The organism is Arcticibacterium sp. GJ41-1, assembly GCF_055808875.1.
Genome location: NZ_CM147888.1, coordinates 354,044 through 380,036, shown reverse-complemented (window position 1 = coordinate 380,036; position 25,993 = coordinate 354,044). Strand labels below are relative to the sequence as shown.

Annotated in this window: 27 protein-coding genes; 15 read left to right on the top strand and 12 right to left on the bottom strand. The window is 38.0% G+C overall.

What is annotated here, in order from left to right:
• Nucleotides 1–87: 87 nt before the first annotated feature.
• Together AC0L6O_RS01645 and AC0L6O_RS01640 are read left to right on the top strand one after the other, a co-directional pair.
• A complete protein-coding gene (locus AC0L6O_RS01645) occupies nucleotides 88–1,239 on the top strand; it encodes a 1-deoxy-D-xylulose-5-phosphate reductoisomerase (RefSeq protein ID WP_473305806.1) in 1,152 nt (383 codons plus the stop codon).
• Between the two features lie 42 nt (nucleotides 1,240–1,281).
• Complete coding sequence (locus AC0L6O_RS01640) at nucleotides 1,282–2,007, top strand: RluA family pseudouridine synthase (RefSeq protein WP_473305805.1); 726 nt, start codon at nucleotides 1,282–1,284, stop codon at nucleotides 2,005–2,007.
• A gap of 28 nt (nucleotides 2,008–2,035) precedes the next feature.
• Here the strand turns inward: AC0L6O_RS01640 and AC0L6O_RS01635 are convergent, their stop codons facing one another.
• Complete coding sequence (locus AC0L6O_RS01635; RefSeq protein ID WP_341226516.1) at nucleotides 2,036–2,203, bottom strand: hypothetical protein; 168 nt, start codon at nucleotides 2,201–2,203, stop codon at nucleotides 2,036–2,038.
• Between the two features lie 158 nt (nucleotides 2,204–2,361).
• Nucleotides 2,362–4,284, bottom strand: a complete 1,923-nt coding sequence (nagB, locus tag AC0L6O_RS01630; RefSeq protein WP_473305803.1) for a glucosamine-6-phosphate deaminase — start codon at nucleotides 4,282–4,284, stop codon at nucleotides 2,362–2,364.
• Nucleotides 4,285–4,503: 219 nt separating this feature from the next.
• Between nagB and AC0L6O_RS01625 the strand changes: the two genes are divergently transcribed.
• From AC0L6O_RS01625 to AC0L6O_RS01610, 4 genes are all read left to right on the top strand, one after another.
• Nucleotides 4,504–6,861, top strand: a complete 2,358-nt coding sequence (locus AC0L6O_RS01625) for a TonB-dependent receptor (protein WP_473305802.1) — start codon at nucleotides 4,504–4,506, stop codon at nucleotides 6,859–6,861.
• 3 nt (nucleotides 6,862–6,864) lie between these two features.
• Nucleotides 6,865–7,770 carry a DUF4249 domain-containing protein gene (locus tag AC0L6O_RS01620; protein ID WP_473305801.1) on the top strand — a complete coding sequence of 302 codons (906 nt, stop codon included), beginning with the start codon at nucleotides 6,865–6,867 and terminating at the stop codon, nucleotides 7,768–7,770.
• A 30-nt stretch (nucleotides 7,771–7,800) separates the two neighbouring features.
• Complete coding sequence (locus AC0L6O_RS01615) at nucleotides 7,801–8,643, top strand: 1,4-dihydroxy-2-naphthoyl-CoA synthase (RefSeq protein ID WP_473305799.1); 843 nt, start codon at nucleotides 7,801–7,803, stop codon at nucleotides 8,641–8,643.
• Nucleotides 8,644–8,798: 155 nt separating this feature from the next.
• On the top strand, nucleotides 8,799–9,251 hold the full coding sequence (locus AC0L6O_RS01610) for a cold-shock protein (protein WP_473305798.1): 453 nt from the start codon (nucleotides 8,799–8,801) through the stop codon (nucleotides 9,249–9,251).
• Between the two features lie 144 nt (nucleotides 9,252–9,395).
• Here the strand turns inward: AC0L6O_RS01610 and dnaN are convergent, their stop codons facing one another.
• Complete coding sequence (dnaN, locus tag AC0L6O_RS01605) at nucleotides 9,396–10,520, bottom strand: DNA polymerase III subunit beta (protein WP_473305796.1); 1,125 nt, start codon at nucleotides 10,518–10,520, stop codon at nucleotides 9,396–9,398.
• A gap of 95 nt (nucleotides 10,521–10,615) precedes the next feature.
• Nucleotides 10,616–12,274, bottom strand: coding sequence for a gliding motility-associated ABC transporter substrate-binding protein GldG (gene gldG / locus AC0L6O_RS01600; protein WP_473305795.1), 1,659 nt, complete (start codon nucleotides 12,272–12,274; stop codon nucleotides 10,616–10,618).
• A 61-nt stretch (nucleotides 12,275–12,335) separates the two neighbouring features.
• Between gldG and AC0L6O_RS01595 the strand changes: the two genes are divergently transcribed.
• Together AC0L6O_RS01595 and AC0L6O_RS01590 are read left to right on the top strand one after the other, a co-directional pair.
• A complete protein-coding gene (locus AC0L6O_RS01595; protein WP_473305794.1) occupies nucleotides 12,336–12,833 on the top strand; it encodes a cupin domain-containing protein in 498 nt (165 codons plus the stop codon).
• A gap of 27 nt (nucleotides 12,834–12,860) precedes the next feature.
• On the top strand, nucleotides 12,861–13,328 hold the full coding sequence (locus tag AC0L6O_RS01590; RefSeq protein WP_473305793.1) for a DUF4293 domain-containing protein: 468 nt from the start codon (nucleotides 12,861–12,863) through the stop codon (nucleotides 13,326–13,328).
• A 28-nt stretch (nucleotides 13,329–13,356) separates the two neighbouring features.
• Here AC0L6O_RS01590 and AC0L6O_RS01585 read toward each other — a convergent pair whose 3' ends face one another.
• From AC0L6O_RS01585 to AC0L6O_RS01570, 4 genes are all read right to left on the bottom strand, one after another.
• Complete coding sequence (locus AC0L6O_RS01585) at nucleotides 13,357–13,941, bottom strand: non-canonical purine NTP diphosphatase (RefSeq protein ID WP_473305791.1); 585 nt, start codon at nucleotides 13,939–13,941, stop codon at nucleotides 13,357–13,359.
• Between the two features lies 1 nt (nucleotide 13,942).
• Nucleotides 13,943–15,016 (bottom strand): peptide chain release factor 1, encoded by a 1,074-nt coding sequence (gene prfA / locus AC0L6O_RS01580; RefSeq protein WP_473305789.1) that lies wholly within the window; start codon nucleotides 15,014–15,016, stop codon nucleotides 13,943–13,945.
• Nucleotides 15,017–15,051: 35 nt separating this feature from the next.
• Entirely contained in the window at nucleotides 15,052–15,717 is a 666-nt protein-coding gene (locus AC0L6O_RS01575) for a nitroreductase family protein (protein WP_473305787.1), read from the bottom strand.
• Between the two features lie 188 nt (nucleotides 15,718–15,905).
• Nucleotides 15,906–16,421, bottom strand: coding sequence for a hypothetical protein (locus tag AC0L6O_RS01570; protein WP_473305786.1), 516 nt, complete (start codon nucleotides 16,419–16,421; stop codon nucleotides 15,906–15,908).
• Nucleotides 16,422–16,607: 186 nt separating this feature from the next.
• Between AC0L6O_RS01570 and AC0L6O_RS01565 the strand changes: the two genes are divergently transcribed.
• The 3 genes from AC0L6O_RS01565 to AC0L6O_RS01555 all read left to right on the top strand — a co-directional run bounded on the left by AC0L6O_RS01565 (nucleotide 16,608) and on the right by AC0L6O_RS01555 (nucleotide 18,967).
• On the top strand, nucleotides 16,608–17,273 hold the full coding sequence (locus AC0L6O_RS01565; RefSeq protein WP_473305785.1) for a hypothetical protein: 666 nt from the start codon (nucleotides 16,608–16,610) through the stop codon (nucleotides 17,271–17,273).
• Between the two features lie 102 nt (nucleotides 17,274–17,375).
• On the top strand, nucleotides 17,376–17,867 hold the full coding sequence (gene moaC / locus AC0L6O_RS01560) for a cyclic pyranopterin monophosphate synthase MoaC (RefSeq protein ID WP_473305784.1): 492 nt from the start codon (nucleotides 17,376–17,378) through the stop codon (nucleotides 17,865–17,867).
• 2 nt (nucleotides 17,868–17,869) lie between these two features.
• Nucleotides 17,870–18,967 carry an NTP transferase domain-containing protein gene (locus AC0L6O_RS01555; protein WP_473305782.1) on the top strand — a complete coding sequence of 366 codons (1,098 nt, stop codon included), beginning with the start codon at nucleotides 17,870–17,872 and terminating at the stop codon, nucleotides 18,965–18,967.
• Here the strand turns inward: AC0L6O_RS01555 and AC0L6O_RS01550 are convergent.
• Nucleotides 18,964–19,389, bottom strand: coding sequence for a molybdenum cofactor biosynthesis protein MoaE (locus AC0L6O_RS01550; protein ID WP_473305781.1), 426 nt, complete (start codon nucleotides 19,387–19,389; stop codon nucleotides 18,964–18,966). The genes AC0L6O_RS01555 and AC0L6O_RS01550 overlap by 4 nt on opposite strands.
• Before the next feature lie 8 nt (nucleotides 19,390–19,397).
• Nucleotides 19,398–19,640, bottom strand: a complete 243-nt coding sequence (locus AC0L6O_RS01545) for a MoaD/ThiS family protein (protein WP_473305779.1) — start codon at nucleotides 19,638–19,640, stop codon at nucleotides 19,398–19,400.
• A 134-nt stretch (nucleotides 19,641–19,774) separates the two neighbouring features.
• On the opposite strand from AC0L6O_RS01545, the gene AC0L6O_RS01540 reads away from it, so the two are divergent.
• A complete protein-coding gene (locus AC0L6O_RS01540; protein WP_473305778.1) occupies nucleotides 19,775–20,863 on the top strand; it encodes an XdhC family protein in 1,089 nt (362 codons plus the stop codon).
• The gene (locus AC0L6O_RS01535; protein WP_473305777.1) at nucleotides 20,863–22,053 is read left to right on the top strand and encodes a molybdopterin molybdotransferase MoeA; all 1,191 of its coding nucleotides are present in this window, start codon (nucleotides 20,863–20,865) and stop codon (nucleotides 22,051–22,053) included. The genes AC0L6O_RS01540 and AC0L6O_RS01535 overlap by 1 nt, the downstream gene beginning before the upstream one ends.
• Nucleotides 22,054–22,192: 139 nt before the next feature.
• Here the strand turns inward: AC0L6O_RS01535 and AC0L6O_RS01530 are convergent, their stop codons facing one another.
• Both AC0L6O_RS01530 and recF read right to left on the bottom strand, forming a co-directional pair.
• Nucleotides 22,193–22,750, bottom strand: a complete 558-nt coding sequence (locus AC0L6O_RS01530) for a YqgE/AlgH family protein (RefSeq protein WP_473305775.1) — start codon at nucleotides 22,748–22,750, stop codon at nucleotides 22,193–22,195.
• Nucleotides 22,751–22,766: 16 nt separating this feature from the next.
• Nucleotides 22,767–23,843, bottom strand: a complete 1,077-nt coding sequence (recF, locus tag AC0L6O_RS01525) for a DNA replication/repair protein RecF (RefSeq protein WP_473305774.1) — start codon at nucleotides 23,841–23,843, stop codon at nucleotides 22,767–22,769.
• 255 nt (nucleotides 23,844–24,098) lie between these two features.
• On the opposite strand from recF, the gene pdhA reads away from it, so the two are divergent.
• Both pdhA and AC0L6O_RS01515 read left to right on the top strand, forming a co-directional pair.
• Complete coding sequence (gene pdhA, locus AC0L6O_RS01520) at nucleotides 24,099–25,118, top strand: pyruvate dehydrogenase (acetyl-transferring) E1 component subunit alpha (protein WP_473305772.1); 1,020 nt, start codon at nucleotides 24,099–24,101, stop codon at nucleotides 25,116–25,118.
• A 159-nt stretch (nucleotides 25,119–25,277) separates the two neighbouring features.
• Nucleotides 25,278–25,979 (top strand): tetratricopeptide repeat protein, encoded by a 702-nt coding sequence (locus tag AC0L6O_RS01515; protein WP_473305771.1) that lies wholly within the window; start codon nucleotides 25,278–25,280, stop codon nucleotides 25,977–25,979.
• Nucleotides 25,980–25,993 lie beyond the last annotated feature (14 nt).

Here is a 25,993-nt window from a genome sequence, read left to right as displayed (position 1 = left end):
TGCAGAATTGCTTGAATTTATAGTGTGATTGATATTAATAACAGAATTTGACATAAAATTAAGACCTTTGCAGTCAAATCCTTTTGCATGCAAAAAAGAAACATAGCCATATTAGGTTCTACTGGCTCTATTGGCACTCAAGCCTTGGAGGTTATTGAAGCCAATTCTGATTTATTTCAAATAGAGGTGCTAACCGCACAAAATAACGCTGAATTACTCATTCAGCAAGCTGCCAAGTTTAAACCAAACGCGGTGGTCATAGGAAACGAAGACCTTTACGACCAAGTTTCAAACGCTCTTGACCCTTTAGACATAAAAGTTTATGCTGGTCAAAATGCTCTTGGAGCTGTGGTAGAGTCTGACGAGGTGCATATGGTGCTAACAGCACTCGTAGGTTACGCAGGTTTACTTCCTACTATCAGAGCCATAAAGGCAAGAAAGCATATAGCCCTTGCCAACAAAGAAACGCTAGTAGTGGCTGGTGAATTAATTACACAGTTGGCTATTGAAAATAAGGTTGAAATTTTACCCGTTGATTCTGAGCACTCTGCTATTTTTCAATGTTTAGTGGGTGAAAACTTAAACCCTATTGAGAAAATTGTATTGACTGCTTCTGGCGGGCCGTTTAGAGGAAAAGACAGAGCATTCTTAGAAACCGTTACAAAAGAACAAGCCCTCAAGCATCCAAACTGGGAAATGGGAGCCAAAATCACCATTGACTCTGCTTCCTTAATGAACAAGGGCTTAGAAGTTATTGAGGCAAAATGGCTATTTGACTTGAAGTCGGAACAGATAGAAGTCATCGTACATCCACAAAGCATTATTCACTCCTTAGTACAGTTTGAAGATGGAAGTATGAAAGCTCAAATGGGCTTGCCAGACATGAAACTGCCTATTCAATATGCCATTGGTTTTCCGCAGCGATTAAAGTCTGACTTCCCAAGGTTTGACTTTATGGATTACCCTAATTTAACGTTTGAAAAGCCTGATTTAGAAACATTTAGGAACCTTGGCTTTGCTTTTAACGCCCTTAATCAAGGTGGAAATATGGCGTGCATAGTGAACGCCGCCAATGAAATTGCTGTTGATGCTTTTCTGAAAGACAAAATTGGTTTCCTTCAAATGTCTGATTTGATAGAAAACTGCATGAACAATGTGTCCTTTGTGAAAAAACCGAGTTTGGATGATTATATTGAAACAGACAAACAAACTCGTGTAAAAGCCCTTGAGCTGATTTAAAGAATTTACATCTTTGAAACCGTAGAATAGCGGTAAAGAACTATGAAAAAACCATTTAGAGTAATATACGAAGACAATCACCTAGTTATAGTCAATAAAAGAGCTGGGGTACTTGTTCATGGCGACAAAACTGGAGACAAGACGCTGGAGGAAGCTGTCAAAGAATATATTAAAGAAACTTATAACAAGCCTGGAGCCGTGTACTTAGGAACGGTTCACCGTCTAGATAGACCAGTAAGTGGTTTGATTATTTTCGCAAGAACATCAAAGGCTTTGGAAAGGATGAATGAGCTTTTTAGAAAAAGACACATTCAGAAAACATACTGGGCCATCACAAGAAACAAGCCTAGAATAAAGAAAGGAAGATTAACGCACTGGTTAGTTAAAGACCAAGATAGAAATGTGGTAACCGCCCATGACGAGGAAGTACCAAACAGTAAGAAAGCAGAACTAGATTACAGGTATATAGGTACTATTAATAAGCACCATTTAATTGAAGTAGAGCCTATCACTGGACGTTCTCACCAAATTCGTGTACAGCTTGCTAGTATGGGTTGCCCTATACGAGGCGACTTGAAGTATGGCTACCCAAGGCCAAACCCTGATGCGTCTATTAATTTGCATTCAAGAAGAGCATACTTTATTCACCCAGTGAAAAAAGAGCCTGTTTTATGCAAAGCACCATTGCCAGAAAATGCATTCTGGGAAGAATTCCTTCAATTAGAAACGGAGGATATTAAAGATGACACAATGAAGTTTCTTCATTAAAAAGTAGACCAGTAAAATGGTCTATTTTTTAAATTTCAGTAAGATTAGCCTGTTCTTCAAAAATGTCGGCATTTGCTCTATTAAAGGTCTTTTTAATACCTTCAAAAGCTCCGGCTAAAATGCCCATTGGTAATAACAGCGGCATAAATATCAGCCATTGCACAACCATTAGTAGATTGATGTTTCTTTTTTTCATATCGTTATATATGCACGTTAGTAATATTTTTTCAATAGCGGTTGGTACTAACTTAACGCAAAAATTCTTAGGTTTATTATAAAAAACTGCCTTTTAGTACAATTTCTACTTAAACCTAAGAATTTTATTTTACGGTAACAATATTTCAAACAGAATATTTAGAAATGGTACCGAACAAAAGCTTCCATTGCCTCATATTCAGCTAGACCAAGGTCATTATACAGTTTAGCTGTTGCTTGGTTTCTTTCTTCAGCTCTTTGCCAAAACTCACGTGAATCTGCTCCTTGGAACACTACACCGTCTTTTTGAGATTGGTGCTTAAAAATACCCATTCGCTTCTGCATCACTTGATGAGGGCTCATTGGCACAGCCATTTCAATTTCATGAATATCCCACTCTGCCCAAGCTCCTCTATATAGCCAAACCCAGCAGTCTTTCATGTAATTTTTATGTCTCAGTTCCTTTAACGATTCAAAAATAGCATCCAAACAAACCTTGTGCGTACCGTGTGGATCGGCCAAGTCTCCTGCTGCATAAATTTGATGTGGTTTCAGTTCCTCAATCAAAGCAGAAACTATTTTCACATCTGCCTTACCTAAAGGGTTCTTTTGAACTCTCCCTGTTTCATAAAACGGCATATCTAAGAAATGAACATTTTCCGGAGGAATACCTACAAGTCTACAAGTGGCCTTTGCCTCGCCTTTCCTGATAATTCCCTTCACAAGTCTTACCGTAGGGCTATCCAATTCGCTATCTTTCTTGTTATTTAAATAGTCTATTGCCTCTTTATAGGTTTCTAAAGTCTCTTTATTTTCAACATTAAAGCCACTATTATAATCAACCACAAATTCTAAAAACCTATGAGCTTCTTCGTCCGAAACGGCAATATTTCCTGAAGTTTGGTAAGCTACATGCACATCGTGGCCTTGGTCTACTAATCTTTGAAATGTACCACCCATTGAAATAATATCATCATCAGGGTGCGGACTAAAAATCAAACATTTCTTTTTCTTTGGAAGTGCTCTTTCTGGTCTATGTGTATCATCGGCATCTGGCTTTCCACCTGGCCATCCCGTAATGGTACGTTGAAGCTGATTAAAGATGTCAATATTAATATCATAGGCGTTACCATGTGAAGCTAGCAAGTCACTCAGACCATTGTCATTATAATCTTCGTTGGTAAGCTTTAAAACTGATTTACCCAAACCAATTGACAAACCTGTTACAGCTTTCTTTGTCATGCTGTTGGTCCACTTTACATCTTCAACAAGCCACGGCGTCTTCATTCTTTTTAATCCTGAAGCTGCAGCTTCATCAATTACAAAAAGAGCGTTTGCATGTTTTTGAAGATATGATGATGGATTTTGGGCAGAAACCGTACCCTCTACCGCATTGCAAATCATTGGAGCCTTTCTTTCTCCCCATGCTAATAATACAATTCTCTTAGCTTGAAGAATCTTGGCTACACCCAAAGTGATTGCTTTTTTGGGAACCTTTGTAAGCTCACCACCAAAATCACTTTTGGCCGCAACTCTGGTAGATTGATCTAGCATCATCAACCTAGTCTTGGTATTTTCTAAAGAACCTGGCTCATTAAAGCCAATATGTCCGTTACCTCCAATTCCCAAAAGTTGAAAATCTAAACCTCCAGCTTCCTTTATTTTCTTCTCGTAATCTTGACAGTGCTGAGCAAGCATACTTGGAGAAACCGTACCATCAGGAATATAAAAATTACCTGGTTCAATGTCTACATGATCAAAAAGCTGCTCTTTCATGAATCTCCAATAACTCTGAATAGCATCAGGCTGCATTGGATAGTACTCATCAAGGTTAAAGCTTATTACATTCTTAAAACTAAGCCCCTCCTCTTTATGCATTCTAATAAGTTCTGCATAAACAGTCTTTGGTGAAGAACCTGTAGCTAATCCTAAAACCGCTTTTTGGCCAGCCTTCTGCTTGGTTTTAATAAGTTCCGCTATTTCATTGGCAACAGCCTTTGAAGCCTCTTCTGAGTTTGAAAAAATACGAGTTGGTACTTTCTCGTAAGCGATGGGTTCACGTATAATTTGGGTTTCTTGCATAATTTTTTTTCGGTATAAATCAGACAAATATAATATTAAATTAATTGACTATTGAAATTATATATATTAAATTATTTTAATTACTGTAGTCTTCTACCATTCATAATCTTTAGCGACTGATTAAAATCTTCCTACACCAATAAACACTAATCCATAAGATATAAAAGGTGCGGGGCTTATCTTTGCATCTCTTAAAAGCAACTCTGCGTATACTCTCATATGAAGATAATAAATTACCTCATTCTTTTTACATTAATTCCGCTCTCTACCCTTGGTCAAAACTCCAGCCTTAGTGGCTATATAAGAGATGCCGAAAACGGCGAGGGTATGATTGGACTCTCTTTATATGTTAAAGAAGCCAAAACTGGAACACAAACTAATGCCTATGGTTTCTACTCCATCACCTTGCCTCAGGGTGATTACACCTTGGTTTTAACCTATTTAGGCTACGAAACATTAGAAAGAACCATTTCTCTTACAGAGAACCAAACACTTAATCTTGAAATGAACGCTGCTTCCTCAGCCTTGGAAGAGGTAGTCGTCAAAGCCGAGCGAGAAGACCAAAACGTAAAAAGTCTTGAAATGTCTGTCAACAAAGTTGACATGAAGACCATCAAAAAAATGCCTGCTTTCTTAGGTGAAGTTGATGTCATAAGAAGTATTCAGTTTTTGCCAGGAGTTAGTACTGTGGGGGAAGGAGCCTCTGGATTTAACGTTAGAGGTGGTGGTGTCGACCAAAACTTAGTGCTCTTGGATGAAGCTCCTGTCTATAACTCCTCCCATTTATTTGGATTTTTCTCCGTTTTTAACCCTGACGCGGTCAAAGATGTTAAATTGATTAAAGGCGGGATTCCCTCAAATTATGGTGGTAGAATATCTTCTATTCTTGATGTAAGAATGAAAGAAGGAAACTCTAAAAAGGCTGAATTCACTGGCGGAGTGGGTACCATCTTTTCCCGCTTTGCTTATGAAAGACCTATTCTTAAAGAAAAAGGTTCTTTTATAGTAGCTCTTAGGCGTTCCTATATTGATGTTTTAGCTAAGCCATTCCTCAAAGGCGACCTGAAAGACTCAAAATTTTACTTTTATGACTTTACGGCTAAAGGTAATCTTAAGATAAACGACAAAAACACAGTCTTTCTTAGTGGCTATTTAGGACGTGATGTGTTCGGTGCAGACTTTGGCTTTAACTGGGGAAACACCACTACATCGCTCCGATGGAATCATATCTTTAATGAGAAGCTATTTATGAATGCTACTGTATTTTACAGTAATTATGATTACCTGCTAGACACCGACTTAAAAGATGAAGACAACCAAGACTCTTTTGAGTGGAAATCAAATATTGAGAATTACAGTATAAAGCCCGATTTTCAGTATTTCATCAACCCTAAGAACACGCTTAGTTTTGGTGGACAAAGTATCTATTATAATTTCAATCCGGGTCAAGCGACTGCTGTTTCTGGTGGTCAGGCAGTTAGCATTGGTTTAGAAAACAAATATGCTATAGAATCAGGCCTTTATGTAAGCCTTGAACAAAAAGTGAACGACCGACTTTCTTTCCAATATGGTATCAGATACTCCGATTATAGATACATTGGTTCTGGGTCAGAAATCATTTTGGATGAAACGGGTGTAGAGCCTGGAGAAAGAAAAAATGTTGCAGAGATTAATAGCATTCCAAAAGGTGAACTGATTCAGCAATACGGCAATTGGGAGCCTAGAGCCTCCGCTAATTTCAGCCTAAACCCTAAAAGCTCCATCAAAGTGAGTTATAATAGGCTTGCCCAATACATTCACTTACTCTCAAATACCACGGCATCTTCTCCATTAGATGTTTGGACTCCAAGTAGTAATAATATCAAACCTCAAATAGGAGATCAAGTCGCTTTGGGCTACTTCCAAAATTTTGAAAACAACACTTACGAGGCATCCGTAGAGGTTTATTATAAGAAGCTTCAAAATCAAATTGACTACGTTAGAAACGCAGACCTTTTCTTAAATAATGCTGTGGAAGCCGACCTTCTTTCTGGACGAGGAAGAGCTTACGGAGCTGAGTTTTATGTCAAAAAGAACAAAGGAAAGTTTAACGGCTGGTTGAGCTACACTTTAGCAAGAACTGAGAGACTAGTAGATGGCTTAAACAACAATGAATGGTTTCCTGCAAGAATAGATAAGCTTCATAATGCATCCGTCGTTGCTATTTATGACACCGAAAAGAAATGGAACTTTGCTGCTACATTTAACCTCTCTTCAGGTACACCTGCCTCCTTCCCTACCAGTAAATTTGTTTGGCAAGACATAGCCCTTCCTCATAATTATTCGGATGCTCGTAATTCATACCGAATTCCAGCCTCTCATAGGTTAGATTTGGCAGCCACCAAAAAGAACAAACATGCCCTCTTTAAAAAAGGTGAAAGCGAATGGGTGTTTTCCATTTACAACGTCTATAATAGAAGAAACGCCTTTTCTGTTTATGTAAGACAAAAAGAGGATAATCTAGCTCAAACGGAAGCTGTAAGGTATTCTGTTTTTGCTTCTATTCTGCCAGCTGTAACATACAATTTCAAATTCTAGAAAATGAAAAAGATAATAATTCCAACGCTAGCTCTACTTTCATTAGCATTAAGTTTCAGCTCTTGTGAAGATGTAATTGACATTGATGTTCAAGACGCCGTAGACCAACTAGTAATAGATGGTTGGTTAACTAATAAGGCGGAAGACCAATATATAAAACTAAGCCTAACACAGCCTTACTTCGACAATTCGCCAGTAAGAACGGTAACTGGTGCTGAAGTTATTGTATTTGAAGCTGATAGCACTGCTCACCCATTTACAGACATGGGTGATGGTAGATATCTCTTAAAAAAAGAAGATGCTAATTTTTTAGAAGAAAACGGCCAGTACGCTTTATATGTCAAATACCAGAACGAAGAGTTTACTGCACTCTCAAAACTAAATCGCGTGCCCGCTATTGACTCCATAGCCTATGAGTTTTTTGAACTCCCATTTGCTGCTGATGACAGCTCAGAAAGTGAAGGATATTTTGCAGAGTTTTATGCAAAAGACCCTGAAGGAGAAGGAGATACATACTGGATTAGAACTACCAAAAACGGAAAACTTATAAATGACCCAGGTCAAATTTCATTAGCCTATGACGCTGGTTTTTCTCCCGGCTCACGCTCCGATGGACTACTCTTTATTTTGCCCGTAAGGCAATCTATAAATGATGGTCTTTATCAGCATAATGACTCTATTCATGTAGAAGTTTGGAGTATTGGGCTGGATGCTTACTACTATCTTCAGCAAATAGCTCAGGAGTCTTCTAACGGTGGCATTTTTGCTACGCCTCCTGCCAATATTCCTACCAATATTTTTAACCGCAATGGCGATTCCCAAAACAAAGCTCTTGGTTTTTTTGGAGTATCTGCCGTAAGCGAATTCTCTACTGTTTTAGATAGTACATTGGCTCGTCCGAGAGATTAATTATTTTTGAGCCTTAAAAAAATATATCCTATGCCAAGTCCAGATTGGAAAACAGCTAAAGAATACGAAGACATCACTTATAAGAAAGCAGATGGTGTTGCCAGAGTGGCTTTTAATAGACCTGAGGTTAGAAATGCCTTTCGTCCAAATACGGTTTTTGAACTTATTGACGCTTTTGAAGATGCTCGAAACGACGGCAACATTGGCGTAGTACTACTTTCTGGAGAGGGACCTTCTTCAAAAGATGGTGGCTGGGCTTTTTGTAGCGGAGGCGACCAAAACGCAAGAGGAAAAGACGGCTATAAAGATGCCGTTGGCGTTGGCAGGCTTAACATTTTAGACGTACAGAGGCAAATTCGCTTTATGAGTAAACCAGTCATTTGTGTGGTGCCAGGCTGGGCTGTAGGTGGAGGCCATAGCCTTCATGTGGTTTGCGATTTATCTTTGGCGAGTAAAGAGCACGCCATTTTTAAACAAACCGATGCTGACGTAGCTTCTTATGATGCAGGTTACGGCTCAGCATACTTAGCTAGACAGGTAGGTCAAAAAAGAGCAAGAGAGATTTTCTTTTTAGGCAGAAACTATTCTGCTCAAGAAGCTTTTGACATGGGTATGGTGAATGCCGTAGTACCTCATGAAGAATTAGAAGACACCGCTTTTCAATGGGCTCAAGAAATACTAGAAAAAAGCCCGATGGCCATCAGGATGTTAAAATACTCCATGAATATGATTGATGACGGACTAGTAGGTCAACAAATATTTGCTGGAGAGGCTACAAGGTTAGGATACATGACCGAAGAAGCCAAAGAAGGAAGAGACGCCTTCTTAGAAAAAAGAAAGCCCGATTTCGATAAGTTTCCAAAATATTCGTGATTGGGGAATTATATTGTAGATGAAATACGTTTATAATTAGCAGCTATCGCTTGAGTAAGCATTATTTTACAATATCTTTGTGCAATCCACTTCTTTTTTGTATCATATGTATGTACAGCGAGAGGTTGTATTTATTGATTAATTTAAAATAATTTATGGGTAGGTCGCAGGAAACATTTAGTAAGAAGGAAGTAAGAAACAAAAAGGAAAAGAGAAAGAAGGAAAAGGCCGAAAAACGCCTTGCAAAAAAGGAGCTAGACAAGTCTGGAAAATTAGAAGACATGATAGCTTATGTGGATGAATTTGGAAACATTTCAAATACACCACCGGATCCAACAAAGGTTAAAGAGGAAATTGACGCTGAGAATATTGAGATAGGAATTCCTAAGAGAGAAGATGGACCACCAGAAGAAATAGAAAGAAAAGGAACCGTTAGTTTTTATAACGACTCTAAAGGTTACGGATTTATTAAAGACCAAGGTAGCCAAGACAGTGTTTTTGTACACGTTAACAACACCTTAGACGAGATAAGAGAAGGAGATAAAGTTATCTTTGAAATCGAAATGGGACCTAAAGGACCAACTGCCGTTAAGGTAAAAGTGGTTTAACCCTCCGTTATTAATCAAATAAGAATTAAGCTTTGTCATGAAAATGGCGAAGCTTTTTTTATGCCTAAAAAACCAAACCTTGGGCAAATAAAAAGCCCGGCTTTCGCCAGGCTCTCTTTTTCATAGAAAACGGGTAAGTGTCTATTAAGAATACGAGTTAAGCATTACTGGCATTACCAATAATAGCATATCCTCATTCTCTGCTTTATCTTCTGGCACTATAAGTCCAGCTCTATTAGGCTGAGACATTTCTAGTGTTAAGTTATCAGTGTTTAGGTTGCTTAGCATTTCTACTAAGAACTTCGCATTGAAACCTATTTCTATATCTTCTCCAGTATATTCACAGCTAAGCTTTTCGTTTGCTTCATTAGAGTAATCTAAATCCTCAGCAGAAATTTCAAGCTCATTTCCTGTAACTTTTAATCTAATCTGGTGCGTAGTCTTGTTAGAGTAAATTGAAATCCTCTTAAGCGTGCTTAAAAGCTCCGCTCTTCCAATCTTCATGTGGTTTGGATTGTTCTGAGGAATCACGTTCTCATAATCAGGATAACGCTCATCTATCAAACGACAAATCATTTTGATATTCTCAAAACTAAAAAAGGCGTTTGAATTACTGAACTCTGCTTTTACAGGAACATCACCACTTGGCAAGCTCGATTTTAAAAGCATAAGAGCTTTACGAGGCAAAATCATTGATGTTGAATTCTCTGATTTTACATCTTCTCTACGGTATCTTATCAATCTATGACCGTCAGTAGCTACAAAAGTAGTATGGTCTGTTTCAACCTGAACAAAAACCCCAGTCATAGCAGGCCTTAGGTCATCTGTACTCGTTGCAAAAATAGTATTCGCTATAGCTGCTCCTAATACACTTGAATCTAACTCTATGCTGAAATTCTTATTTACTTCTGGTGCGTGTGGGAAATCCATTGGATTCTCTCCCGCAAGCTTAAACCTTCCGTTAGAAGTAACCAACTCTACCCCAAAACTATCTTCGTCTATATTGACTGTAACTGGTTGTTCTGGTAAACTACGTAGCGTTTCCATCAATAATTTGGCTGGAACAGCTATAGAACCTTTATCAGACGACTCTACTTGTGCCTCCGTCATCATTACAGTCTGCATGTCAGATGCTGTGATGGTAAGGTTAGTTTCGTCTAGTTCTAATAAGAAATTTTCTAAAATCGGAACTATTGGATTACTAGCAATAACACCACTGATAGTGGCCAAATGCTTCAACAGCTCAGAAGAAGAAACTACAAACTTCATATTTGAATATTTAGTTTTATATGGGTTTAAGATTAGGCAAAGTTACTCAAATTGAAAGAAAATCGCTCTTTAGTCTTATTTTTTATCTTATAGAATTAGTGAGCGTATTTCCTACGCCAAAAGAAGCCCCTTATCAAACCAAAGAGGATTATCAAAACAGACGGTATTACCAGATTAACTAATTGAATTTGAGTTCTATTATCTCTTGTCTTTATGGCATCTAGTGGCCTAAGTTTAACTTCTTTGCCTCTTGCATTAATTACACCGTTTTCATCCACCAGATAGTCAATAGCATTCATCAGAAAGTCTTTATTCCCAAAAGTATGCTGGCTTACCTTATCATAACCTAAAGGTAGTGGCTCACCTGTTCGTCTGTCAAGACTGTTTACGATTAAGTCGCCATCCGCACAAACTATCATTTTGGTAGCTACACTTTTCGCTTTGAAAGCTTCGCTTCTTGGGTCAGACGGAAGAATTCTATTTTCATAAAGCGAAGAAAACTCTCCCTCTAATAAATAGGCAATGGTTTTCTCTCCATTATTATATTCTTGCTGGTCGGTATTGCTCCTAGCGTCATTATAAGTTACCAAAGCTGGAGCATTCAAAATTTTTGTATAAGGTGTTGTTTTTAAAAGAGGGGTCTTAGCTATTCCTGAACTAAGCACGGTGTCAATAGAGGAAGTAAACTTACTCTCTACCAAGTCAAGGTTTTTAGTAATAAGGCTCTGCCCAAAATTATTTATCAAAGGGAAAAAACGATATGGAATAGGCTGGATATTCGGCTTATCTCCCATGTTTCCTACCACTAGCGGCACCATCGTGGCACTGGCTCCATCTTTAATCATGTCATAATTTAACCGAATACCGTATTTGAAAAACATATCTTGAAGATTACTCTCATATGGCTGAGCATAAGTACCTTGCAAACCAATAGAATCTACCTTTAAACCGTCAATAAAGAAAAGTGTTTTACCTCCACTCATCACATATTGGTCAATCTTATATTTGGTAGAGTCATCTATTCTCAAGTCTGGTTTTGGTAAAATAAGAGCGTCCAAACCAAGAAAAGATTCGGAAGTAGCGGCATCTACAAAATACAAATCATAGTATTCTTGAAGGGAATTTATGAGACCCGCAAAGTTGATTGGCTCCAAGGTTGTAAACTCAGTTAATAAGCCAATTTTCTTTCTTTCGGTAAGCGTAAGCTTTCTAAATGCTGAAGCAAAAGAATATTCTAGATTTTCATACGATTGATTCAGTTTTTCTTCTGCAGATAAAGCTTGATTTCCTTGCAGTAAAAGCACTGTTTGTTCTTTTCCCTGATAAGAAACTAGAGCAAAAGGAAAAACCATTGTTTCTGTTTTACGTCCACCGTCGGTGTCAAAAACATTAGTAGGCTGCACCCCTTTATTATAAAGCGTGTCAATCAAGGCATTCTTTTCTTCAGGATTCGTTAAAGAATTAGGGTCAAAAAAACTGTAGGAAACATTAGCCCCACCGTATGTCTTAAACTCGCCAAGCGTTTCATTTACCGCCTGCTTCAACCTTTCAAAACCTCCTGGAAGTTCATCACCATCTAATAATACCTGCACCTCAATAGGCTCTTCTAGCCCACTCACAATATTCTTGCTCGCTTCCGAAATACTATATCGTTTCTCTTCCGTCAAGTCTTTCCTGAAGAAAAAAAGAATGGAAATAATATTGACTACAACCAGAATAAGAGGAAAAAGTAAAAACTTAATTTTTTTGTTCATGAAAGCAATGACCAGAAATTTGGATACAAAAATTAAACTATTTTTGAACAAAAACGAATAAATGTTTGATGCCGCATACTGGATTGACAAATTAGGCCTTATTTCTCATCCTGAAGGAGGATTTTACAAAGAAACTTATAGGTCACCTGGCTCTAGTTCCTTTCTAATGAATGGTGAAGAAAAAACAAGAAACCATTCGACTTCCATTTATTTCTTAATGGAAAAGGGAGACTTTTCGGCCTTTCACAAAATACAATCTGACGAACTCTGGCACTTTTATGCTGGAGATACCTTAGAAATATATCATATTGACCCGAAGGGCAACATAATAACAACACTACTTGGCTCAAACCCTAAAAAAGGAGAAACGCTACAAACCGTAATTCCTGCCAATCTTTGGTTTGCCTCACGGCCAAAAAACACATCAGATTACGCTTTAGTAGGCTGCACTGTTTCACCTGGATTCGATTTTGAAGACTTTGAAATGGCAAAAAGAGAGAATTTATGCTCCAAATACCCAGAACATGCCAAAATTATAGAAGAGCTAACGAGAGAATAAATATCTTTGTACAAAATTTACAACTATATGCTTCAGAGAATACAATCTGTCCTTCTTCTTCTTTCTGCTATTGCCTTAGGCGTTTTTCTATCCACTAATTTATGGACAAGCCAAACGGCCACAGGAGAGGTTATTGTAAACCCTTATCATGTATTGGTTACGCAAGGAGGACTTTCTTCTTTCAGTCAAGACATTTTCTACATTGCGGTAATGGCAGCTTTAGCTATTGTACTTGCTATTTTCACTATTTTCCAATACAAAAACAGAATACGTCAAATGCTTTTTGTGGCTCTTAATTCGCTGCTAATTGGTGCTGCAGTAGCGGTAGGCGTTTACCACGTGAAATATGATGGAATGTCAGTAGAAGGTGCTGGCGAAGGTAACTTTGACATCGGAATATATGCCGGTTTTGCAGCTCTAGCTTTAAACTGGTTGGCAAATAGATTTATCAAGAAAGACGAGAAACTGGTAAAAAGTGCTGATAGAATGAGATAGGTCTTAAACCTATCTCTATCAAAAGTTACTATTTTTTTGCTTTTAAGAATTCAATAAGTTTTTCAACGGCTCTTCCTCTATGACTAATTGGAATTTTCTGTTCCATGGTCATTTCAGCAAAAGTCTTGTCAAAACCATTTGGTACAAAAACAGGGTCGTAACCAAAACCATTGTCTCCTACTTGGCTTTCAATGATTTTTCCCTCTACAGTTCCCTCAAATAAGTCTACAGCACCGTTCTGAATTAATGTTACTACGGTTCTAAACCTTGCATCCCGGTTAGCCTTGCCATCTAGGTTCTTTAGTAGCTTTTGAATATTCTTTTGATGATTTCCATGTTCGCCAGCATACCTCGCAGAATATACACCTGGCTCACCATTTAAGGCATCTACTTCAAGGCCAGAATCGTCTGCAATGCAGTCTATACCATAATTATTATAGACATACTGTGCTTTTAAAAGAGAGTTACCTGCCATGCTATCGGCCGTTTCAGCAATATCTTCTGTACACCCTATTTCAGCAAGTGAAGTGATTTCAAAAGAATCTCCTAAGAGCTCTTTCAACTCCTTTATCTTATGAGCATTATTGCTCGCTAAACATATCTTTTTCTTCATTCTAAACAGCTCCTTCTTGCATTCTTTCTGCATTCTCTGCAATTCTCAATTTCTCCATAAACTCACCTACTTCGCCATCCATTACGGCTGGTAAGTTATATACGGTAAAACCTATGCGATGGTCTGTCACGCGGCTTTGAGGGTAATTATACGTTCTTACTTTATCTGACCTATCTCCGCTACCTACTAAAGACTTACGCTCCGAACTTATGGCATCATTATGCTTTTTTAGCTCTGCCTCATATAGCCTAGACCTAAGCACCGTAAGTGCCTTGGCATAATTAGCATGCTGAGACCTTCCGTCCTGACACTCCACCACCGTATTAGTAGGTAAGTGAGTAAGCCTAACGGCAGATTCTGTCTTATTTACGTGCTGCCCACCTGCTCCAGATGCACGGTATGTATCTTTCTTTATGTCTGACTTATTTAGAATAAAGTCAACTTCATCTGCCTCAGGAAGCACGGCTACCGAAGCCGCCGAAGTATGAACACGTCCTTGAGATTCTGTAGCAGGTACACGCTGAACGCGATGCACACCGGACTCAAATTTCATTTTACCAAAAACGTCTTCTCCGTCTATCTCGGCAATTATCTCTTTAAAACCACCCGATGTACCATGGTTAATATCCATGATAGTCATTTTCCATCCCGACTGGTTTTCTACAAATCGCTCATACATACGGAATAAATCTCCCGCAAAAATTGAGGCTTCGTCTCCACCAGCACCTGCTCTAATTTCAAGAATGACATTCTTGGCATCATTGGGGTCTTTAGGAATAAGCATTTCTTTCAAAATAACTTCCATCTCCTCTTGGCTTGGCTCTAGTTCATCTAGCTCCTCCTTTGCCATTTCTCTCAGCTCCTCGTCCTTCTCATTATTCAGAATTTCTCTGGCTCCAGCAATGTTTTCCAAAACCTCTTTATAGGCTTTAAACTGGTTAACAATTTTTTCAAGATCTTTATATTCCTTACTGATCCTCTTAAATTTAACCATATCGGAAACCACCTCTGGCATTCCTATTTGCTGTGATACTTCCTCAAAGCGTTCTCTTATAGCCTCTAACTGTTCTAACATAATATTCTATTCTAGCGGCAAATTTACGATGATTTTTAGTACCAAGCTATTACCTCCGCTTCTCCCTTTTTTTGAATATTAGGTACAGTAGCCTCTTTTTCTGGATAGCCTACCGGCAATAGCAAAAATGGCCGTTCGTTTTCTGGTCGTTTTAAGATTTTACTAAGGAAAGCCATTGGGCTAGGTGTATGTGTCAAAGTAACCAAACCCGCTTGGTGAATGGCCGAAATCAAGAAACCACAAGCAATGCCTACACTTTCGTTCACATAATAATGCTGTTCCTTAGAACCATCTTCTGCTAAACCATAAGGCTTTTTAAAAACTACAATGAGCCAGGGTGCTTTTTCCAAAAATGGTTTGTGCCAGTCGGTATCAAATGGTTTTAAATCATTTAGCCAAGTTTCACTCATTTTGCCATGATAAGCCTCATATTCTTCTTTCTCCGCAGCTTTTCTGATTTCTATCTTAATATCAGCATCACTTATTGCACAAAAATGCCAAGGTTGTTTGTTTGCTCCACTAGGAGCCGAAGAGGCCGTCATTATTATGTTTTCTATGACATCTTTTGAAACGGTTTTTGAAGAAAAAGACCTGATAGATCTTCTTCTTTTCATCTCCTCTCTAAACTTTTTACTATTGTTTAAAGTCTCTTCAATGGCTTTCTCATCAAACTGATAAGTACTATGTTTTTCAGAATTCATATCGGCAAGATAATTCCTTTCAGTAAAATAAAATTATCCAATATTTTTAAATCTTTGATAAACCTTCAAATAAGTATTTCTTTGAAATTTTGTATGCACCGTCTAGTACGATAAACCTATGTACCATAAAACAAAAAACGCATGAAACAGAAATGTTTCATGCGTTTTTTGTACTATTCAAATGGTTCTTACATTCCGAGTTTAATGCCAAATGTAAGCCAAGACGGTCCATATCCGGCTTCGGAGAAAATCCCCATTTTGTCAGAAAATTTCATCGAGCCACCTACTCTCGAAAGAACGCTAATTCCTAAATCCGTTCCGCTTCCTCCATAGTAATCATAATAGGCGTTATCGTAATTTCTAACTTCCAACCCTAGTCCGACAGCAGCATATACATCAAACTTTTCAGGAATATTTAATAATTCATTAAAGTGATAAGCTCCCCTAGCTCCAAAACTTAATTCAGTTCGTTTATAACCAAGGTCTCCAAATAATAATGCACCATAACTACGTCTTGTAAATGCTGCATAAACACCCACCCCAATGTTATCCATTATAATTCTTTCATAATCCGCATTTAAACCTAAGCCAGAAACTCCGACACCCAATCTAAACTGAGAAGTCCCAACATCCTGAGCATTCACTTTGTTAGAAGCAAAAAAGAAGAATAAAAGAAAAGATACACCTGTAATTAATTTTTTCATATTCGTATAAGATTTTAGTTTATGCAATACTAATAGTTTTTTAGTTTAAAAGTGCTAAGGTTTAGTACCTCTACCCAAATATTTCCATTATCTTTTATTTTACGGCGAGCTTAAATCCTTTCCATTCGAAAATAAAAATATATCTTTAGCTGTTCGAATATATCATATAACTTATAAAATTATTGAATGAAAAATCTACTTCTTCTTTTCTTAACTGTACTTATCGCATCGTCTTGTAAAAAGAACTTTGCGACATTAAGCAATTCGGATACACAATATCTACATACCCAAAAAGCTAAACTTACTGATTCTGAAACCGCAAATCTTTTAAAAGAAAATGAGGTCACTAGCCAAAGTTCTATTGAGCCAATAATGGAAAATTTGGTGTCAGAAAAGCAAATAATTTCTGCAAGTATATCTAATGAGATGCCTTTATTAGATAATACCTTTGATTATAAAACAGCCCCTTTAACTACTACAGTTAATGTTCAGTCTACGGCGAAAAATATAGCAAAAGAAAAGAGCGTAAAATCAAAAAGAATAAAAATCAAAGATGTTCTTAAAGTAAAAAAAGAGCTTAAGAGAAACGGAGACAAAGGCGGAGGTATGGGCATCCTTTCTTTAATCTTTGGTATAATAGGAACAGCATTAATAGTGATAGGTGCATATGTCGCTCCTATTCTTATTATTCCTGGTTTCCTTTTAGGTCTATTAGCACTAATTTTCGGAATAATAGGAGTAGGTAAAAGAAGGAGCTCAAAAGCTGCTGCTATAGTGGGATTAGTATTTGGTTCTATAATTACTTTGGGAGCTATTATAGGTTTACTATTATCAACAGCTTATTATTATTAAGAATAAATAACTTCAGAAAGGCTTCTCTTAACGGGGAGGCCTTTTTTCGTTTCTATCCCATCCAAAAGCGGCTTTTTAAATACAGGTCTCTATCTTTGAAACATGAGCACTCAGAATTTTACACATATTGACCCTGCCGGAAACCCTTCTATGGTGGATGTTGGAGACAAACCTATCACCAAACGAATTGCGAAAGCACGAAGCATTGTGGTCCTAGACCAAGAAATTATGGATAAACTCAACAATGAGGAAATTCATACCAAGAAAGGTCCTGTGTTTCAAACCGCCATCATTGCAGGCGTAATGGCCGCAAAAAAAACAGGCGAACTTATACCACTCTGCCATCCACTAGGTTTGGAAAACTGTCAGGTAGAAATATCTGTTAATGCAGACAACGAAGTAGAGATTATTTGCACCGCCTCTCTGACTGGTAAAACAGGCATAGAAATGGAAGCTTTAACAGGTGCAAGTGTAGCCGCACTTACCATTTATGATATGTGTAAGGCCTTTTCTCATAACATCATTATTAAAGAAACTCGCCTAATAGCCAAAAGTGGAGGGAAAAGAGACTTTGATTTGACCAAGTCAAAATAGCTATGAAAAAACATCAAAAACACGCTAAGCTTACCAAACCAACCATAGGAAACTTTGGAAGAAACGAGGTGGCCTTAGTAGGAGCTCCATGTGATTTAATACAGACTATTTCACAAAAAATCATTGCTGCTTTTCCAGAGAAAAACTGCACTTATATTGATGCTGACCATGCCTTTGGCGATTCAGAGGCTCCTTCTCTAGCTAACAATGAGCTTATTGACAAAATCAAATTCTTTAGGCAAGACAAAGCCTCCATGAACGATTTTGACAAAAAAATAGCCCTTAACGACCAAGATTTAATCCTGGTTAATGGAAATCATTTTGAAGCACAAAAGCAGCTGGTCCTAATTCACCCGAAAAAAAAAGCTTCTCTAAAAAAGAGATTATCCCAGCTTACTAATGTGATTGGCTACGTGCTTTGCGAAGACATCACAAAACCCTTCGACTGGTTAATTGAAGACATCGGGCTTCGTCCAGTATTTAATTCTGATGATGTTGATGGGATAAAAAACATTGTTGAAAATTCTTTTACTACCTCTTCTATCAAAGGCTTAGTATTGGCAGGCGGAAAAAGCCTGAGAATGGGAAGCGACAAAGGACAAATAAACTATCACGGCAGCAGCCAAGTAGATTTCCTTCTAAATGAGTTCAAAAACTTAGGAGTAGATGCCTATGTTTCATGTAGGCCAGAGCAATACCAAGACTATAACAGAATAACGGACAAATTTGACGGCTTAGGCCCTTACGGAGCCATACTTTCTGCTTTTCAAACAGACCCAAATGCTGCTTGGCTTGTTTCTGCTTGTGATTTGCCTTTGGTAAACGCCGCCGTTTTTGAAACACTCATGAAGGAAAGAGACCCTTCAAAACTGGCTACTTGTTTTTACAATCCAGAAACAGATTTTCCAGACCCACTTATTACACTCTGGGAACCTAAAGGTTATATGAGAATGCTAGAGTTTTTAGCCTTGGGCTACTCCTGCCCTAGAAAAGTTTTGATAAATAGTGATGTGAAAGTGGTTCAGGCGGCCAATTCTGCCATTCTTAAAAATGTAAATACACTAGAGGAAAAAGAGCAATTTCTTTCGGGAAAAAGTTAAGGCGTAGCACTCACCCAAACCTCACCATCTTCAAAGTATTCCTTTTTCCAGATAGGTACGGTTTCTTTTAAAGTATCTATGGCATATTGACATGCCTCAAAAGCAGCTACTCGGTGAGCCGCAGAAACGGCAATAATTACCGGAACTTCCCCCACCATTAGCGTACCCACCCTATGGTGAATCGCTATTTTTTTGACGTCAAATTTTTCAATCGCTTGCTCGGCAATCTTTCGCATTTCAGAAATTGCCATAGGCTCATAGGCCTCAAAGTCTAGTCGCAGTACCGTTTTTCCTTTTGTTTCATTTCTCACCGTACCTACAAAGTGAACAATTCCGCCAACAGAATCTTCGGAAACATAAGCCTGACAAGTGTCAAGCGAAAGCACATTGGGTGTTAAAACTATGTCAATATTATCTTTCATATACTAAATCAACCTCCGCTTACTGGTGGTATTAAAACGACCTCATCTCTTTCTGTTAACACCAAAGCACCATCTCCATACTCCTCATTCACGGCTATTCTTAAAGAGGTCAATTTTGAAAAACTTGGGTAGTCCGCTATTAACTTCGCTTTTAATGTATCCACGGTGCTTCCGTCGGCTAGTTCCACTTCTTTTTCAAAATCACCTAGAATTTCCTTCGTAATTCCAAAACACAATATTTTTACTTTCATCCCTAAACCTTTCGTATAAAACCGCTCAATCATCACAAAAGTGCAACATAAATTCAAATATGAATTACCTTTTATGATATCGAATATTTAACGAATCTGCCTTTGTTAAAATTCATTGACTAATTTTGATTTTGATGAAAGAGATAAGAAGCATTTTAAAAACCTATGCACAAAAAGCACCTTCCGAAAAGGTGGCACTAGCCACCGTGGTGCGGGTAGAAGGTTCTTCTTATCGAAGAATGGGAGCTAGAATGCTAGTCTCTGAAAATGGAACGTGGGTAGGCGGAATTAGTGGTGGCTGCCTAGAAGGAGATGCTCTAAAACGTGCCAGAATGGCTATTTTGAAAGACAGAGCCTCTGTAATAACCTACGACACCTCCACAGACGACGACCACCAGATAGGCGTAGGGCTTGGCTGCAATGGCATTATTGATGTGCTGTTTACACCCATTGATGAGAACGACCCGAACAATGCCATTGCCGTATTAAATTCAACAAACCAAACACCTAGAAAAGTCAGAAAATTAATTTCTGTAACATCATCAGATGACAAAAAACTTCTCGGAAAACTCTTAGAATTTACTGGCATTGAGTGTTTGAAAGTTTTAGACGGTAGTGCTGATATTGAGAAGCTTAATAAGCAAATTCAGCAGCTTGAAAAATCAAAGAATTTAGTGCTCAATGAGCAAATCACTTTATTTATTGAGGTAGTTCCTCCCGCATTGCAAATTCTTCTCTTTGGTCACCAATATGATTTATATCCCTTAATAAGACAAATTCGCGAACTTGGTTGGGATTATAGTGTAATAGCTCCGCCAACTAAAGTCAAAGATGAAAATGTAGTAGCTCCTGAAGATATAGCTCAGCTCTATTTTGATGACTTCACTGCTGTCATATTAATGTCGCACTCTTTGGCCACTGATAAGGATAACCTCTCTAAATTATCTCACAAAAACCTTCGCTATATAGGCATGTTAGGGCCAAAAGTTCGCTCAGAGCGAATTTTAAACGAACTTACGGAAGAAGGAAAACAAATACCCAAAGAGCTTTTAAAGTACATTTACGCACCAACAGGACTAGATATAGGAGCTACAAACCCCGAGGAAATAGCCCTTTCTATCTTAGCAGAGATTAAAACAGTATTTTCTAAAAGAACGGGCCTGCACTTAAGAGAGCGACAAAGCCCCATTCATGTACGCGACCAACCTATGAATTTCGATTAATGGATTTTATTACCGTAGCACAAGCGAGTCAAATAGTTTTAGAAAACACTCAAAGTTTTGGTGTGGAAACTATTCCTTTTCAAAAATCAAAAGGGCGAATATTGGCAGAAGAAATACAAGCCGATAGAGATTTTCCTCCTTTTGACAGAGTGACTATGGATGGTATTGCCATTCAAGGAAAAATCTACGAAAACGGTCAAAGAACTTTTATTCTAGAATCCATTCAATATGCAGGAGAACCTCAAAAAACACTTGACAATAAAAACGCTTGTGTAGAAATAATGACCGGTGCCTCTTTACCCAAAAACACAGACTCGGTAATAAGGTATGAAGATGTGACCTTAAAAGATGGTGTAGCTACCATAAATGATGGCCTGCCAATGTTTAAAAATGTGCACAAAAAAGGGCACGACAGAAGAAAAGGCGAAGTTCTGCTCGCAAAAGGGCATCAACTAAAAAGTGCCGACTTAGCTATTTTAGCCACTACAGGAAAAGAACAAGTCACAGTAAATAAGCTACCCAAAATTGCGATTATTACCTCTGGCGATGAACTGGTAGAAGTCAAGGAAACGCCCGAAAGTCATCAAATCAGGAAGTCAAACATTTACGCTATTTCTTCATTATTAGAGCCCTTTGCGACGTCCGTAAGTCAATTTCACCTTAAAGACGAGCTACAAGAAAGCATTGAAATGCTCCAAAACATTTTTGAAGAATACGATGCTATCATATTATCTGGAGGTGTTTCGGCCGGAAAAAAAGATTATTTGCCGCAAGCTTTAGCTGCAGTAGGAGCAGAGAAGCTCTTTCATAAAATTCAACAAAGACCAGGCAAGCCGATGTGGTTTGGCAAAAAAGGAAAAACACTGGCTTTTGCTCTTCCAGGCAACCCAGTTTCCTCTTTTATGTGTGCTGTGCGGTATGTTTTGCCATGGATTCAGAAATCCATTGGTCTCAAACTAGAAACCGAAATGGCCATTTTAGCCGAAGAAATAAGCTTTAAGCCTAAGCTCGGTTATTTTTTACAGGTAAAACTGAAAAACGAAAACGGACGCCTAAAAGCCTTTCCGATAGAAGGTGGCGGCTCTGGAGATTTAGCAAACCTTAGTTTAAATGATGCCTTTTTAGAACTCCCAAACCAAGAATCCAGTCGTTTTGAAATGGGAAACGTTTACCCTATTTGGCAATTTTAGTTTTATTATTTGTCACAATTTTGGCTTCTAATGGCCAAAATTCCGCCAAATGCTTTACTCCCATATTTTAAATCAAGACGGGCTTCACCCGTCTCTACTAATATAATACCCCGCTGGGGTATTCAATATTAAACTCTTCTTAATTTAATCTTGGGTCAGTAGGGTAGTTGCTCATAACTTTATACGAGCCACCCATGCCTCTTAATATCTTTCGCCAAAACTCTTCGGGTTTTGAATCAAATATCAAATCGGTATCAATATCAGACACTATCCATGAATTTTTATTCATTTCGGCATCTAACTGCCCTTCGCCCCAGCCAGAGTATCCAAGAAAAAAGCGAATGTCCTTTTCTTCTACCTGCCCTACGTTCACTAAAGTTTTAAGCGTTTCAAAATCTCCTGACCAGTAAAGGTTACCTCCCAAATTCACAGAATCTGGAATTAGATCACCGAGCCTATGTATATAATGGAGTGTATTATGCTCTACCGGCCCTCCTACATGAAGCGGAATTTCCACATAACAGTCGTCAATAGCATCTTTCAGTGTCAAATTTGACAGCTGGTTAAGCACCAAGCCAAAAGAACCCTTCGCATTATGTTCGCATAAAAGGATAACACTTCGTTCAAAATTTGGGTCACCTAAAAAAGGCTCCGCAATTAATAAACAACCGCTGGTAGGTTTTGTAGCTTCTGACATATACAAACTTAAGACTTTAGAGCTCAATATACTTGACCTCCGCTTTAACATTTTCTAAAATCCTTTGCGTTCTCTCAGGTCGAGCGTCTGTAATAAAAACCTGCCCAAACGTATCATTGTCAATTTTTTCAATCAGTTTTTTGATTCTGCTATCATCCAGTTTATCAAAAATATCATCTAAAAGCAGAATTGGCTTCAGCTCTTTTCTCCCTTCCAAAAGGTTAAATTGAGCCAACCTTACAGACAATACCACCGACTTTTTCTGCCCTTGTGAGCCAAACTTTTTTGCAGGTAAATCATCCAATTGAAAGATATAATCATCTTTATGGATACCTAAAGTAGTGCGTTGAGCCTGTCGGTCTCGAAATTCATTATTCTTAAATTTCTTTTCAAAACCCGCTTCCACCTCTGTTTGGTAATGGATGCTTACTTTTTCTTTTCCACCACTTATCTCTTTATAATGTTTGACTATTTCAGGTTCAAACTCGCCCAAAAAGCTTCGCCTTTTATTAGCTATTTCTACAGCAAAGCCAACTAAAGGCTGCGAATAGCTATCCAACATCTCTTGGTCAAAATACTCTCTTTCCGCAAACTGCTTTAATAAACTATTTCGCTGGTCCATCAGTCGGTTATACTTCTGGAAAGCCTTGAGGTAGTCCATGTCAAACTGAGAAATTATCCCATCAAAAAGCTTCCGGCGTGTATCACTTGCATCACGAATCATGTCGGTATCGTCAGGGGCAATAAGCACGACTGGATATTTACCAATATGCTCCGTAAGCCTATCATAAGCTACTTTGTCTGCCAAAAGCGTTTTCTTTTGACCTTTTCTTACGGAAAGTGTAATGTTTTCTTCCTTGTCTTTATTGACAAAATTTCCATCTATTACCATGATAAGCTCATCATGGGTAACACTTAATTGGTCTTGCTTCTGAATAGAGCTTTTGGTCAAAGCCAAAAAATATACAGCGTCAATAAGGTTTGTTTTTCCTCCACCATTTTGACCAACAATACAATTTACCCTTTCCGAAAATTGGAATTGGGCATCTGTATGGTTCCGAAAATTGAAGAGTCTGATTGACTTTAAATACATTTTTGCTTCAGTAATGGTGGCAAAATTGACCAAAGAATTGCCAATTCACAAAGCTATTTGCACATGAAAAAGCCAAAGAATCAATCTTGCAGGTCTTATTATCAAATTTTCACCAGCATATTTAGATAGATTTAAAGGATATTTTTCATCTGTAAACCTTTAATAGCTATTTTTGCTCTCCCTTTAAAAAGGAATATCTAATTCGAAAAAGATATTTTGTTTTGATAATTTAGAGCTAAGAAACGAAAGAAATATATGGCAGCTACAAAGAAGAAAGCAGCAGCGAAAACTAAATACTCAAAAGAGCAATACCTATACTGGTATGAATCAATGATGCTTCAGCGTAAGTTTGAAGAAAAAGCGGGTCAATTATATGGTCAGCAAAAAATTCGTGGATTCTGTCACTTATATATAGGACAAGAAGCTTGTGCATCAGGAGCAGTTTCTGCTCTAGAAAAAGGTGACAAATACATTACATCTTACAGAGACCACGGTCAGCCACTAGCCTTAGGAACTAGCCCGAACGCCATTATGGCCGAGCTTTTTGGTAAAGTTACTGGTACTACTAAAGGAAAAGGTGGCTCTATGCACATTTTTGATAAAGAAGTAGGTTTTGTAGGCGGTCACGGTATTGTGGGTGCTCAAATTCCTGTTGGTGCTGGAATTGGCTTTGCAGAAAAATATAAAGGAACTAAAAACCTATGTATTTGCTACATGGGTGATGGTGCGGTACGTCAAGGTGCTTTTCACGAAGCGTTTAACCTAGCCATGACATGGAAAATTCCTGTAATTTTCGTGGTAGAAAATAACGGATACGCCATGGGAACCTCTGTAGAAAGAAGTTCGAACGTAAAAGAACTTTACACCTTAGCAGAGGCTTATGATATGCCAGCTGAGCCTGTAGATGCAATGGACGTAGAAGCTGTTCATGAGTCTGTGAGCAGAGCTGCAGAAAGAGCGAGAAAAGGTGATGGTCCTACTTACTTAGAGTTTAAGACATACCGTTTTAGAGGTCACTCTATGTCTGACCCACAAAAATATAGAACGAAAGAAGAAGTAGCTGAATGGAAGTCTCGTGACCCAATCGAAATGACTAAGGAAAGAATCCTTAAAGACAAGATTGCGACACAAGACGAATTGGATGAAATCAATGCAAAAATTAAGGGTCAGGTAGCTGAAGCTGTAAAATTTGCAGAAGAATCTCCATATCCTGCTGCAGAAGATGCCTTCAAAGACATCTATGTGCAAGAAGATTACCCATTCTTAATGGAATAATTTTAAGCAAAAATCGTATTAAAAGGCACCGTTGGTGCCTTTTCTTGTATATAATAGTTTATTTACCCCTACCATTCAATACATTTTGGGCAAAGGATTGATTGAATTAGAAATCAATTAACTAAATTTGCACCTCGAAAAATTAAGCGAAAGCATAAGATGGCAAAACAGAAAGAAGACAAATCAGGTATTGAGATTCTAGAAAGTGCAGAAGCACTTCAACAAGAGTTTAGCAAAGCCGAAAGTTTCTTTGACTCAAATAAAAAAGTCCTTGGAATAATAGGAGGAGCAATTTTAGTAATTGCCCTTGGTATCTTTGGATATAACTATTGGATGAAGCAACAGAATACAGAAACGCAAAAAGCGATGTTTGATTCTGTATACTATTTTGAATCAGATTCATTAGACCTTGCTTTACAAGGAACTGGTGGAAACGCTGGTCTTTTGGAAGTAGCGGAGAATTATGGTTCTACGCCAGCTGGAAATTTGGCTAAGTATTATGTAGGTGTGGCTTACATGAAGCAAAGCAAGTTTGATGAGGCTATCAATTATCTTTCTGATTTTAGTTCAAGTGATTTAATCATTCAAGGCAAAGTTTACGCTTTGATAGGTGATGCTAATATGGAAAAAGGAAATACTGAAGAAGCTATTTCTTACTATCAGAAAGCTGCAGATTACAATCCTAACAAAGAAATGACACCTAACTATTTAATGAAGCTTGCTACGGCATTTGAAACTTCAGGAAATACTAAAGGTGCTATGGAAGCTTACACTGAGCTTATAGAAAAGTACCCTACGTCTACAAGTGTGTTGGCGGCTACTAAGTATAAATCGAAATTAGAAGCAGAAGCTGGTAACTAACCCAAGCATAATAA